The organism is Streptococcus sp. 27098_8_76 (assembly GCF_041432315.1).
GTDB lineage: Bacteria > Bacillota > Bacilli > Lactobacillales > Streptococcaceae > Streptococcus.
In genome coordinates this window covers 105378-118637 of the sequence record NZ_JAPVZI010000007.1, presented here as the reverse complement: position 1 = coordinate 118637, position 13260 = coordinate 105378, and the positions used below count along the sequence as shown (strand labels likewise).

Below are 13260 nucleotides of genomic sequence, written 5' to 3'. Positions count from 1 at the left end.
AGATAAAATCGTATGATGACTTCATACGATTTTTAGGCTATTTAGAGAGGAGAACTGATGTCTCAAGTAAAAGGCTTGTGTGTCATGGATGTTGATGGAACCTTAATCCTAGAAGAAGTGATTGATTTGTTGGGTAGAGAGGCAGGTTGTGAGGAGGAAATTGCGCAGCTTACAAGTCAGGCAATGCGAGGAGAGCTAGATTTTGAAAGAAGTTTACGAGACAGAGTGTCCTTCTTGGAAGGTCTTCCTATTTCGGTCTTTGATACAGTTTTCAACTCTATTCATCTATCGCCAAATGCTCAGGAATTCATTTCCATTCTCCAAAAGAATGGCATCCTAGTTGGTCTGGTGTCCGGTGGATTTACACCAATAGTTGCGAGATTAGCAAAATCCCTCGACATTGCCTATTTCTCTGCCAATCAACTTGAAGTTAAAGACGATCATCTAACAGGAAAATTAGTTGGACAAATTATTAGTCCCGAGGTTAAAAAAGAGACTCTGGAACAATGGAGAAAGGAACTAAAACTTTCTAAAGAAAGAACGATTGCAATCGGTGATGGGGTTAATGATTTATTAATGCTAAAGTCTGCAGGACTGGGAATTGCTTTTTGTGCCAAAGAGGTACTCAAAAAAGAAATACCATATCATGTTGACAAGAGGGATTTTTTAGAAGTTCTTCCTTTGATTGACTTTTTAGAATGAGGGAAAATATGAAGATTGTAATTGCACCAGATTCATTTAAGGAAAGCTTGACTGCTGAAGAGGTAGCTGAATCTATTAAAAGAGGCTTCCAACAATCGATAGCAGATGTAGAATGTCTCCTCTGCCCTGTGGGTGATGGTGGCGAAGGTACAGTAGATGCTATTCGACATTCACTTGACCTAGAAGAAAAATGGATCCAAGTGACAGGCCCTTTTGGACAAAAAGAAGCCATACACTATTTTCAAAAAGAACAACTAGCCCTGTTCGAAGTTGCTGATTTGGTTGGCCTTGGAAAGATTCCGCTAGAGAAACGAAATCCACTTCAAATCCAAACTTGTGGTATTGGAGAGTTGATTCACCATCTCATTGTTAAAGGGATTAAAGAAATCTATATCGGTGTTGGTGGTACGGCCAGTAATGACGGAGGAATTGGGATCGCTGCTGGTTTAGGTTATCGATTTTATAATAGGGATGGAAATGTCTTGCCCGCTTGCGGTCAGTCCTTATCAAACTTAGCTTCTGTTTCAATAGAAAATCGCTATGAAATTCCAGAAGATGTTCAAATTCGTATTTTATCAGATGTCGTGAGTCCCTTATGTGGTCCTCAAGGTGCGACTTATACTTTTGGCAAACAAAAAGGTTTAGATACTACTATGTTTGAGGCCGTAGATCAAGCGATCCAAGATTTTTATGAAAAAGTCTCCCCTGCAACATTGGAACTTAAAGGAGCAGGAGCTGGTGGAGGCATTGCTGGTGGTTTGTGTGCCTTTACTCTGGCAAATATCGTGTCTGGAATTGATACCTGTTTAGATTTGATTGATTTTGATAAGAAAGTTGCAGATGCTGACTTGGTTATCGTTGGTGAAGGTAGACTGGACAGTCAAAGCTTTGCTGGGAAAGCGCCGATAGGCGTAGCAAAAAGAACTCCTGTCGGAGTTACTGTTATTGCTATTTGCGGTAGTCTTGCTGAAGATTTACCTTCCCTTCCATTTGAGAATATCCAAGCTGCCTTTTCTATTTTGGAGAAAAGTGAACCTTTAGAAGATAGTCTGAAAAATGCCAGTCTCTATTTGGAGCACACGGCTGCCAATATCGGGCACTTATTAAATATGCGCAAGATTTAGCCAAACCATTTCTTCCATATGGATGTTTTGGCTGGTTCTTCCTTTTTAACTTCCCAAAGTTTTGCAAAAGCAAGTCGAAGGTCCTTTTCTTCTACTTGTACTGGTGCATTGCTATGGATAATCAGTCCAAAAGGAGAAGAAGCATGGTCCTCAGATACTATTGTAGCTTGACTATCAGTTTCTTTTGCTTCTTTTAAGTAGAAAACTTGTTTGTCAAATTCGAGATTTGGAGAAATCTTTACAAATAGTGGCTCTGCTTTTTCCTGAAGATTTTCTAAAATAGATAAAAAACCTTTTTCTAACTGAGAGCTATTTGCCGTGTCAATATCTGCATATCCAAGAACTCTTTCCTCAAAAGTACCCAGATAGCGTCTTTGCTCATCAGGATTTAATTTTGGCCCACCATGAGCTTTTTCAAGTAATTGTTTTGATAAATCTGTCATGAAAACAGTATATCATAAAAGTTGGAATAAAACAGACAAAAGAAAGCGATTACTTTATAAAGTTAAGGAAAATTTGCACAAAGATAACGTTTTTTCTTGAAAAAGGAGGGGTTTTAAGGTATTATAGAGGTGTAAAAAATTTAACTCATAAGGAGAGTAAAAAATGTCAATTATTACTGATGTTTACGCTCGCGAAGTCCTAGACTCACGCGGTAACCCAACACTTGAAGTAGAAGTTTACACTGAATCAGGTGCTTTCGGACGTGGTATGGTTCCATCAGGAGCTTCTACTGGTGAACATGAAGCAGTTGAACTTCGCGACGGTGACAAATCTCGTTACGGTGGTCTTGGTACACAAAAAGCTGTTGACAACGTAAACAACATCATTGCTGAAGCTATCATCGGCTACGATGTACGTGACCAACAAGCTATCGACCGTGCTATGATCGCTCTTGACGGTACTCCTAACAAAGGTAAATTGGGTGCAAACGCAATCCTTGGTGTGTCTATCGCTGTAGCTCGTGCTGCTGCTGACTACCTTGAAATCCCACTTTACAGCTACCTTGGTGGATTCAACACTAAAGTTCTTCCAACTCCAATGATGAACATCATCAACGGTGGTTCTCACTCTGACGCTCCAATCGCTTTCCAAGAATTCATGATCGTACCTGCTGGTGCGCCATCATTCAAAGAAGCTCTTCGTTGGGGTGCTGAAATCTTCCATGCTCTTAAGAAAATCCTTAAATCTCGTGGTTTGGAAACAGCCGTAGGTGACGAAGGTGGATTTGCTCCTCGTTTTGAAGGAACTGAAGACGGAGTTGAAACTATCCTTGCTGCTATCGAAGCTGCTGGATATGTTCCTGGTAAAGACGTATTTATCGGATTTGACTGTGCTTCATCAGAATTCTACGATAAAGAACGTAAAGTTTACGACTACACTAAATTCGAAGGTGAAGGAGCAGCTGTACGTACTGCTGCAGAACAAATCGACTACCTTGAAGAATTGGTAAACAAATACCCAATCATCACTATCGAAGATGGTATGGATGAAAATGACTGGGACGGTTGGAAAGCTCTTACTGAACGTCTTGGTGGTAAAGTTCAATTGGTTGGTGACGACTTCTTCGTAACAAACACTTCTTACCTTGAAAAAGGTATTGCAGAAGGTGCTGCTAACTCAATCCTTATCAAAGTTAACCAAATCGGTACTCTTACTGAAACATTCGACGCTATCGAAATGGCGAAAGAAGCTGGTTACACTGCCGTTGTATCACACCGTTCAGGTGAAACTGAAGATTCAACAATCGCTGACATCGCAGTTGCAACTAACGCAGGACAAATCAAAACAGGTTCACTTTCACGTACAGACCGTATCGCTAAATACAACCAATTGCTTCGCATCGAAGACCAACTTGGTGAAGTAGCAGAATACCGTGGATTGAAATCATTCTACAACCTTAAGAAATAAAATAGTTCAGTGAACTATTTTATCCCGAACCTTGAAATTCAAAAGTTCGGCCGTTGATTTAACAACGTTTCTAGCCCCTCGGATTTTATCCGAAGGGCTATTTTTGTATTTAGGGGGCAAAAAAGGGGCAAAACTTTTTAAAAAATCTTTTTCATAACTTTATCCAGTACATTGATTGCTTCATCTTTCATGTTCTTTGTGACGTGGGTGGTAGATGGAATTAGTAACATCAGAATCAGAATATCCAACCCTATCCATGATTGTTTTTAGCGGAATTTTATTTTCTGATAAAATATTGGTCATCGCAGGCAGCATGCTTTTATAGGTGCTCAATTTGATTTATTTTTGTGGAATCCTCTTATTTTGAGATGAATACCAATTATAAGTGATTTGCATATCCAGGATGTTACAAAGAAAGGCAAGCTAGTGGCCACATAAATTTTATTTCATATTCTTTAAAGCCGTTTACTCTGTTAGCAATTGTATTTGATATGATCAAATAAGATGAATAGTTTATTGAATCCCTTTCTAATGTATCACATAATTTAATTTATGTAATTTATAAACTATCCAAGGCATTCCTTTGTTCATCATTTACGATATGGGTATAGAGGTCAGTGACTTGTGTACTGGCGTGACCTAGCTGGTGACTAACCAAAACTTGCGATTTAGTAGCATCATAGAGCCTAGTTGCTAGGGTATGTCGTAGTTTGTGGGGGGTTACACGGACTTTGAAGTCCTCAGAGTACTTAGCAACCATTTTCTCAACGCTGGAAGCATCGATACGATTAGGAACACCTCGATAGAGAGTTAGAAAGAGTGCAATGTCCGTCTTTTCAGTCTTATAGCGTTGATTACGAATGGCCAGATAATTTTCTAGATAAGGCTTAGCAAAGGCAGCGACATTTACCGAATCACGTTTGCCACCTTTTCGAGTGACATCGATAACCATCATTTTAAGATTGAGATCTCTTAGATCCAGATTAACAGCTTCAGATAAGCGAACACCCGATGCCAAGAGAAGGGCAATAATGGCCAAATCACGTTCTTTATTTTTGTTGAATGATGAGAGAGCTCGATTAGAGAGCTGTTGTGGGTACTCTTGGTCAATATAAGTAAGAAAACCTTCTGTTTCATCACCAAGAAAGAGTTTTTGCTTGATATTTTCAGCTCTGGCAGCAAGTGTCTCTTTCTTTTTCTTGGTTGAAACTTTCTTCATTACATTTCGATAGAAATAAGGTTCTCCCTGATCGTTTTCAACTTCCTCGGTCAGATACTTGTAAAGACTAGAAAGTGCTGACAAGGTCCGATTGATAGTTGTCTGTGAAACACCTTGCTTGGTTGTATTAGCATTCAGTAAAGGACGTTCACGTAGGTAAAGGATAAAGGATTCCATGTCTTTCTTAGACATATTTTCCAAGACAGATAAAGAAATATCAGATATTTTATCGGCATTTGAGATACCAGACTCTAAAACCCAGCTGAAAAATCGATCATATTCCTTGAGGTATTCGTACAAGGTTGTAAAACTGTAAGGAACAGCAAGCTTAGATTGGTAATATTCAAGAACATACCAGGGCATGATTTGTTTTAGTTTGTCGATTCGTTCCAGTAAAATCTCACGTTTCATGTATTTTCTCCATAAATAAGTCTACAAGTAGTATAGCATAGACTTATTTGTTTTTCAAGAAAATTATAGTTTTTCGGAAAGATGATATAGCAGTTTTTTTAAAGTGATAAAAAGACTTAGACCTGCAAACAAAACAGATCTAAGTCTTTGGAGTTATTATTGTGAATCATTATCTAGTGCTTTTTCTAGTTTCCAAATACTAAACCAGAATGAAAAAGAATTCACCCACTAAACTTCTGTTAATACTACACAACTGAAGAGCTATATAAGAAGCTATGAGATACAAAATACATTGTATAATTGCTATTGTTTTCTTTTTCATGATTTTAATCTTACTGTACAGATTTTATGCAGTAAACTTCTTTCTAGCTTTATCATTTCTAACTTAATTATAGTAGTCTTATATTTGTATGTGAAATGTTTTATCAGTAAAAAAGAGGGGAAGTCCCCCTCTCAAGATTTTATTTGACTGCTTCTTTCAAAGCATCTACCTTGTCCAAGCGTTCCCATGGAAGGTCAATATCTGTACGTCCCATGTGACCATAAGCCGCTGTTTGACGGTAAATTGGACGCTTAAGGTCCAGCATTTGGATAATCCCTGCAGGACGAAGGTCAAAGATTTGACGAGTTGCTTTTTCAAGCTTGCTTTCAGCTACTCTTCCTGTACCAAAGGTATCGATACGGACAGAAACAGGCTGGGCAACACCGATAGCATAAGCCAATTGCACTTCTGCCTTCTTAGCCAGACCTGCTGCAACAATATTCTTTGCAATATAGCGAGCTGCATATGACGCAGAACGGTCCACCTTAGTCGCATCTTTACCAGAGAAAGCACCACCACCGTGACGAGAGTAGCCACCATAAGTATCTACGATAATCTTACGACCAGTCAAACCTGAGTCCCCTTGAGGTCCACCGATTACAAAACGACCAGTAGGATTGATGAAGAATTTTGTTTGCGCATCCAAGTAAGAGGCTGGAATAACCTCTTTGATAACCTTATTAATGACATCATTGTGAATTTGTTCGTTGCTGACTTCTGGATCGTGCTGAGTTGAAATAACAACTGTGTCCACACGTACTGGACGGTCATTTTCATCGTACTCAACCGTAACTTGTGATTTAGCATCTGGGCGAAGATATCTTATTTCACCAGTCTTACGAAGTTCTGCCAGACGACGAACCAATTTATGACTGAGTGAAATTGGCAAAGGCATGAGCTCTTCTGTTTCATCCACTGCAAATCCAAACATGAGCCCTTGGTCACCAGCACCAATCAAGTCAAGCGGATCTTGATCAGCATTTCCACGGACCTCCAAGGCTTCGTTAACACCTTGGGCGATATCCGGTGACTGCTCAACAAGTGACGGATGGACTCCCACCGTCTCAGCAGAAAATCCATACTCTGTATTGGTGTAGCCAATCTCTGCAATGGTATCACGAACCACACGATTAATATCCACATAGGCATTTGTAGAAATTTCACCAAAAACGTGGACGGAACCAGTATATACAGCTGTCTCCGCAGCAACGTGCGCCTCTGGATCCTTGGCTAAAATAGCATCCAAAATCGCATCTGAAATTTGGTCTGCAATCTTATCAGGGTGCCCCTCAGATACAGATTCAGACGTGAATAATTTACGTTCTGACATAAAAATGTCCCCCCTTAAAAATAGTGTTATAGAGTTACAAAGTACTGGTAGGAAAACTCTTAGTGATAAATACCTACCATCTTATCGGGACTATATAACTTTACCATTATACCATTTTTAAGCGCAATTTGCAGTCTATATACTCAATAAAAATCAAAGAACAGCTTTTTGATTGTAGATAAAACTGACTAAATTAGTAACATATACCTAATACAAGCTGATGCTAACTTGTTTTGAAGAGTATTAATGTACTGTTTCAATTTCTACTAATCTATTTTCAATAGGTGTTTAACAACCTTAATATTATGCGTACTATTATTTTCAAACTATCGTGTCCTGAACAATGGTTTGAAAATGAAAAGGGACTTTATTCTTTTTGTAACCTTACTGTAATAATTATCCGATAAAAAAATGATAGAATAGGTATGTACAGTTAAGGAGAGAATAATGCCTGTAAGAAAATTACAATCCTATGAGGTAGACTATCAAGAAGAATTAAATCATCAGATTCCTCGCTATCAAGATTATACACCTGAAGCACAATCTGATGCCAATCTCAAGGAAATCCTATTTTTTGTTAATATTGCTGTTTTTTGTATCTGTATTGCTATCTTTAGTTTTATCTTTTTAGCATTAAAATTATCAACTGCTCTTGCATTTGTCGCAGCAATCGGATCCAGCTTACTTGTTTTAAAAGTTCAACGCTCTATTATCAAACGAAAATTTAGAAGATAAATCATACCCCACGTCTAATCAAGTTGACTTGTAAAAAATTAAGGAAAACAGAGGATTTAAGATGAAAAATGTGTTATTCATCTTAAATCCTCTGTTTTTTTGACCAGCTTGCTAAATATAATTATTTGCTTAATTGAATAACGTGTAACCTTTTCTAATATATGCTATAATAATACCAAAAGATAAAGAAGGAAGACCTATGATTAAACTACTAGCCTTGGATATGGACGGAACTCTCCTCAATGAAGCCAAGGAAATCCCACCAGCCCACATTACTGCTATTCACCAAGCTATTGAAAAAGGTATCAAACTGGTACTTTGTACGGGTCGCCCGCTTTTCGGCGTCCTCCCCTACTATAAAAAACTGGGACTGGATCTCCAGAATGAGTATGTGATTGTTAACAACGGTTGCTCAACCCACCAGACAAGTGACTGGAGTCTGGTTGATTGGCAAGAACTCAGTCCATCTGACATCGAATACCTCTATGACCTAGCTGAAAAAAGTGATGTTCAGTTGACTCTTTTTGATGAGGAACATTATTTTGTCCTCGGTGGCAAGCCCAATCAAGTCATTGAAAATGATGCTAAACTAGTCTTTTCAGACCTGACTGAAATTTCTCTTGAGGAAGCGACTAGTGGTAAGTACCGGATGTTCCAAGGGATGTTTTTAGGAACAGAGAATCAAACTGACGATTTTGAAGAGCGTTTTGCTGGGGAACTCTGCCAAGGATTCAGTGGCGTTCGTTCACAGCCTGTCATTTATGAAGCCATGCCACTTGGAACGACAAAGGCTACTGCTCTTTCTCGACTAGCAGATATTTTGAAGATTGATTCCTCAGAAATCATGGCCATGGGCGATGCCAATAACGATATCGAAATGCTCCAGTTTGCAGGGCTGGGCATTGCTATGGGAAATGCCAGCGATTATGTCAAATCCCTAGCTGATGATGTTACAGCCAGCAACGAAGAAGACGGCGTTGCGCGTGCGATTGAGAAATATATTTTATAATTAAGAAGCCCAGTTCATATCAACTGGGTTTTGATATTTAAGAATTCCTAAAACTTTAGAAACTCTTTAGAAATGCTTGAGCTTTCTTTGATTTCTATGCTTTATACTAAAGTTATCAAAATAAATCAAAAGGAGAGAATCATGAAAACAGTACTCGACATTCATGGATTGTCCAAAAACTTTGACAAACAAGCTATCCTTCAGGATCTTCATCTAACGATAAGAGAGGGAGATATTTATGGACTTATTGGGAAGAATGGAGCTGGGAAAACCACCTTAATCAAAATCATTACGCAACTACTGTTTGCGGATAAAGGAACTGTTTCCCTCTTTTCTAGTCAATCGGAAAATGAGTGGACCAAGGCTCTATCTCGAGTAGGTTCTGTTATCGAATCACCCGTAGCTCATAATCACTTAACAGCCTACCAAAATCTGAAATATTACTGTATGATTCGTCATATTCCAAATGCTGATCAAGTCATTCGAGAAACGCTGGACTATGTAGGCTTGTCAGATACAGGTAAAAAAGTCTTTCGTGATTTCTCTCTAGGAATGAAACAAAGACTTGGGATCGCCATTGCTCTTCTATCCAAACCAGACTTCCTGATCTTAGATGAACCTATCAACGGTCTCGACCCAATCGGTATCAAAGAATTTCGTCTGATGATTCAACGGCTCAATCAAGAACAAGGGATCACCATTCTCATCTCTAGCCATATCTTGTCAGAACTCTATCTCCTAGCTAATCGTTTTGGTATTTTAGATCAAGGCAAGATTATCCGTGAAATCAGCAAAGCTGAATTTGAAACACTAAGTGAGGATTATATTGTGCTTAAGACAGCCGACCAAGAGAAAGCTTGTCAAGTATTGAAAGAACGAATCCAGCTCCAGTTCAAGGTTGTTAATCCAGAAAATGAAATCCATATCTTTGGTCAGGAACAAGATGTCAAACAGATTCTCAAAGAATTAACCTTGGCAGATGTTGCCATTGACGAGATTTACTATGCTCGTCAAAACCTAGAAGAATACTTCACTCAATTGGTCCAATAGGAGAAAAATCATGATACATACCATTCAAGCAGACTTTTACCGTCTTTTCCGTTCCAAAGGATTCTGGATTACAGAGTTCATTCTCTTTGTACTCATGTTAATGGGGGCTGTTTTTGGGGCTACTGGCCATCTAATGGCAATCCAGACAGAAGAGCCAGACATTCCAACCCATGGTTGGGACGGTGTACAAGCCCTGATCAACGCATCTAGTCAAGGTTCAAACCTCGTTTTTCTCTGCATAGTTCTAGCCTGCCTCGTTCTTGGAGTTGATTTAATCGGCAAACTCTATAAAAATAATTTAACAGTGGGTGTCTCTCGTACCGAGTTTTTCCTTGCCAAAGCCTTTGTATTGACTTGTATTGCACTCTTGCAAGTTATCATCAGCCTTGTGATTGCCTTTATTCCAGCAACTATCTTAAATGGATTTGGCACTATGCCTGATGGCTTTATTGGCAATCTACTGATAACCATTTCCCTTCAATTCCTTTGCCTCCTTGCTTGGCTTTCCATTGTTTCCTTCATCCTCTATGTTAGTCATTCTTATCTTGCAGTATTTATTGGATATTTGGTCAGCTCTATCTTACTTTCTATGCCAATGCTCATCTTCCCAAGTATCAAAATTTTGCCATATTTATCATTGCAGTTTTTCTATGCTATGACTGCTAATAGTGAATCCATTTTCTATACACTTATAGTTAGCTTAGCTGTTATTGTAATCTTTAATCTAAGTGGATTGGCAGTTTTCAAAAAGAAAAGTCTATAAAAAAGACCTCCTCTAGCCTACAGAGGAGGTTTATTTCGTTAAAAGTAAATAAAAACCGACAACCACTGCCCATATGTGCTTAGTTTCATCTCTGCACCGAGGAGATGGCATAATTCCTCAGTGATATAAAGGCCTAAACCAGATGATTCTTCAGTATCTGATAGATTTTCAGAATAAAAACGGTTGCTGAGATTTTCTATTCTTTTGATGGGCTGTTTAACAAGGTTTGCAATCTCTAAGACAAGCTGTTCCTTTTCCTTTCTCAAAGATAGCCGCGCTTCTTCCTTGCCATGTTTGAGGACATTTCCAAGCAGATTTTGTAAAATTCGATCCAGCAAGTCTTCATCAGTCCTCATTTTCAGACCAGCTTCAACCTTAAAATCAAGCGTGATATTTGCCGCCTGAAAAACATCATAATAAGCCAGAGTTTTTTTGGTGATAAAAGCTGAAAAATCCACTTCTTCCAGTTTCGGTTTGACAGCTCCTTCCATCAAACGACGATATTCTAGGAGAGCCTCCAAACGTTTGGAAACTAAATCAAGATGCTGGGCTATTTTTTGTAAGGTTTCTGCTTTGTCTTCAGGAGACTTTATCAATTGTTGGGTGTAGCCTGAAGCGATAGTCAAAGGCGTCCGAATATCGTGGGCGATATTGCTGATGGCCATATCCAGAGTCTGCTTTTCCCTCTTCATAACCAATCGAGATTGCTCTACTTCCTGAAATAGATTTTCAATCTGCTGGTAGAGATGTAAAAAATGTTTGGAAAAAATGCTGATTCCGACTCTTTTCATACTACCCGTAAGAATCTTGTCTTCAATCTGTTGACTCAAGTTTTTAAGTGCTAGATGGTAGCGAATCAATGCAATCGATAAAATAATTAAGAGAACCAGTAGGATAAAGATTATCATGTAGGTCATTGCTTGTCTCCTTTTAATCTTACCCCAACTCCCCAAATGGTTTCAATATATTCTTGAGTTGGATCCAGCTGGTTTAATTTTTTACGAAGATTACTCAAATGCGTATTAAGAGTATTATCTCCCGGTAGATAGCTCTCCTCCCAGACCAATTCATAAAGTTCTTCTTTTGTAAAAATTTTCTTAGGGTGTTTAAGGAGAGTTTGGAGAATCAAGCATTCTTTCTTAGCAAGACGAATCGTTTCCTGACTATTTTTGATTTCAAAACTTTCTGTATCAAACTGGATATTTTTCAAGTTTTGTGGCAGATTTTCAGTTTTTAATATTTTCACAGGCTGTTTTTCTGCACTTTGACGTAACTGAACAGTAACTCTAGCAAAGACTTCATCCAAATCAAAAGGTTTCACTATATAATCATTGGCACCATCTAAGAGATATTGACTGATTAACTTTTTATCGCTCAAAGCCGTCAGCATAATGACTGGAGTTTGACTTTGTTCCCTGATGGCTTTTAAAACCTGATCCCCATTTTTCCCAGGAAGCATGATATCTAGCAAAACGAGGTCAATCCCACCTTGGTCAAAAAGCATGATTCCTTCTGTACCAGAAAAGGCTTGAATCACCTCATGCTCCTCAGTGAGAAGTGTTCGCAAAATTTCTTGAATGTCACTATTGTCTTCAATAACCAATATCCTAGCCATAAATACCAACCTTTCTGCAACTATTATAGCATGTTTTATTGATAAAGCTTAAATAGAAAAGCTCCTCGCATAAAAGCGCGAGAAAGCCTTGGAGAGTGAAAATATAAAATTCACTTGCTAGATGACCTAGTATCTTATAGTTGCTAATAAGAAGTTAGTCTAGCAGCATGAATCTCTCATTTCTCCCATACTAGTCTGTAATACGTTGATACATTTCGGGTCTTCTATCTCGAAACAAGCCCCAGTTTAGGCGTTCGCATGCTCCCTTGTCTAGGTCATAAGTAGCTAACAGAACAGCTTCTCCTTGTCTTTCAGCTTGCTCTAGAATAGCTCCTGTTTCATCCGTTATAAAGGAGGAACCGTAGAAGTCAAGACTGGAACTCTGTCCACCATTTTCCTCACTTGGAGTGACTTCCTCTAATCCATAACGATTGGCTGCGATGACTGGAACAATATTTGCTGCTGCGTGTCCTTGCATGGTACGTTGCCAATGGCCACAACTGTCTGTATCCAAAATCGGCTCTGAACCGATGGCTGTTGGATAAAAGAGCAATTCAGCACCATTCAATGCAAGACAGCGCGCTGTTTCAGGGAACCATTGATCCCAACAGATGCCAATCCCAATCTTAGCATAACGAGTGTCCCAGACCTTGAAACCTGTGTTGCCAGGCGTAAAATAAAACTTTTCTTGATAATAATGATCATCTGGTATGTGAGTCTTCCGATAAACGCCCAGCACTTCCCCATCTGCATCAATGACGGCGATAGAGTTATACAAGACATTGCCATCTTTTTCATAGAAACTGATTGGTAAAACAACTTCTAGTTCCTTAGCAAGAACTTTAAAATGCTGAATAGCTGTATTGTCTGTCACCGACTGGGCATGCTGGTAGTAGTCATACTGACGTTCCTGACAGAAATAGGGACGTTCAAACAACTCTGGCAAGAGAATAATTTGGGCTCCTTGCTCAGCAGCTTGTCGAACTAAACGTTCAGCTGTTTGAATATTCGTTTCAACATCTTTAGCGCATTGCATCTGAATGGCTGAAACTTTTACATTTCTCATCTT

The 13260-nt window shown here is 38.9% G+C and carries 13 protein-coding genes and 1 pseudogene; 7 read left to right on the top strand and 7 right to left on the bottom strand.

Features of this window, described 5'->3' with window-relative positions; translation table 11 throughout:
- The first annotated feature begins 57 nt into the window (after positions 1–57).
- Together serB and O3636_RS06635 are read left to right on the top strand one after the other, a co-directional pair.
- Entirely contained in the window at positions 58–702 is a 645-nt protein-coding gene (serB, locus tag O3636_RS06640) for a phosphoserine phosphatase SerB (RefSeq protein ID WP_261012228.1), read from the top strand.
- An 8-nt stretch (positions 703–710) separates the two neighbouring features.
- Positions 711–1826: a glycerate kinase gene (locus O3636_RS06635; protein WP_261028020.1), complete on the top strand. Its 1116-nt coding sequence runs from the start codon at positions 711–713 to the stop codon at positions 1824–1826.
- Here the strand turns inward: O3636_RS06635 and O3636_RS06630 are convergent.
- The gene (locus tag O3636_RS06630; RefSeq protein ID WP_261012232.1) at positions 1823–2269 is read right to left on the bottom strand and encodes a DUF1694 domain-containing protein; all 447 of its coding nucleotides are present in this window, start codon (positions 2267–2269) and stop codon (positions 1823–1825) included. The genes O3636_RS06635 and O3636_RS06630 overlap by 4 nt on opposite strands.
- 163 nt (positions 2270–2432) lie before the next feature.
- Between O3636_RS06630 and eno the strand changes: the two genes are divergently transcribed.
- Positions 2433–3737 carry a surface-displayed alpha-enolase gene (gene eno, locus O3636_RS06625; protein ID WP_000022821.1) on the top strand — a complete coding sequence of 435 codons (1305 nt, stop codon included), beginning with the start codon at positions 2433–2435 and terminating at the stop codon, positions 3735–3737.
- A gap of 137 nt (positions 3738–3874) precedes the next feature.
- On the opposite strand, the pseudogene O3636_RS06620 reads toward eno, so the two are convergent.
- The 3 genes and pseudogenes from O3636_RS06620 to metK form a co-directional block, all read right to left on the bottom strand.
- A pseudogene (locus O3636_RS06620) lies at positions 3875–4034 on the bottom strand (integrase); the annotation flags it as partial.
- Positions 4035–4296: 262 nt separating this feature from the next.
- The gene (gene xerS, locus O3636_RS06615) at positions 4297–5367 is read right to left on the bottom strand and encodes a tyrosine recombinase XerS (protein WP_261012235.1); all 1071 of its coding nucleotides are present in this window, start codon (positions 5365–5367) and stop codon (positions 4297–4299) included.
- Positions 5368–5828: 461 nt separating this feature from the next.
- Entirely contained in the window at positions 5829–7019 is a 1191-nt protein-coding gene (gene metK, locus O3636_RS06610) for a methionine adenosyltransferase (protein WP_060805501.1), read from the bottom strand.
- 447 nt (positions 7020–7466) lie between these two features.
- Between metK and O3636_RS06605 the strand changes: the two genes are divergently transcribed.
- The 4 genes from O3636_RS06605 (at position 7467) to O3636_RS06590 (ending at position 10576) form a co-directional block, all read left to right on the top strand.
- Positions 7467–7754 carry a DUF3270 domain-containing protein gene (locus O3636_RS06605; protein ID WP_371642316.1) on the top strand — a complete coding sequence of 96 codons (288 nt, stop codon included), beginning with the start codon at positions 7467–7469 and terminating at the stop codon, positions 7752–7754.
- A 199-nt stretch (positions 7755–7953) separates the two neighbouring features.
- Complete coding sequence (locus tag O3636_RS06600; protein ID WP_371642315.1) at positions 7954–8763, top strand: Cof-type HAD-IIB family hydrolase; 810 nt, start codon at positions 7954–7956, stop codon at positions 8761–8763.
- 141 nt (positions 8764–8904) lie between these two features.
- Positions 8905–9813: an ATP-binding cassette domain-containing protein gene (locus O3636_RS06595; RefSeq protein ID WP_371642313.1), complete on the top strand. Its 909-nt coding sequence runs from the start codon at positions 8905–8907 to the stop codon at positions 9811–9813.
- A gap of 10 nt (positions 9814–9823) precedes the next feature.
- The gene (locus tag O3636_RS06590) at positions 9824–10576 is read left to right on the top strand and encodes an ABC transporter permease (RefSeq protein WP_371642311.1); all 753 of its coding nucleotides are present in this window, start codon (positions 9824–9826) and stop codon (positions 10574–10576) included.
- Positions 10577–10614: 38 nt separating this feature from the next.
- Here the strand turns inward: O3636_RS06590 and O3636_RS06585 are convergent, their stop codons facing one another.
- From O3636_RS06585 to aguB, 3 genes are all read right to left on the bottom strand, one after another.
- Positions 10615–11493 carry a sensor histidine kinase gene (locus O3636_RS06585; RefSeq protein WP_371642309.1) on the bottom strand — a complete coding sequence of 293 codons (879 nt, stop codon included), beginning with the start codon at positions 11491–11493 and terminating at the stop codon, positions 10615–10617.
- Positions 11490–12191 (bottom strand): response regulator transcription factor, encoded by a 702-nt coding sequence (locus O3636_RS06580; protein ID WP_371642307.1) that lies wholly within the window; start codon positions 12189–12191, stop codon positions 11490–11492. Before O3636_RS06580 ends, O3636_RS06585 begins: the two co-directional genes overlap by 4 nt.
- Before the next feature lie 190 nt (positions 12192–12381).
- Positions 12382–13257: an N-carbamoylputrescine amidase gene (gene aguB, locus O3636_RS06575; RefSeq protein ID WP_261030343.1), complete on the bottom strand. Its 876-nt coding sequence runs from the start codon at positions 13255–13257 to the stop codon at positions 12382–12384.
- Positions 13258–13260: the final 3 nt, after the last annotated feature.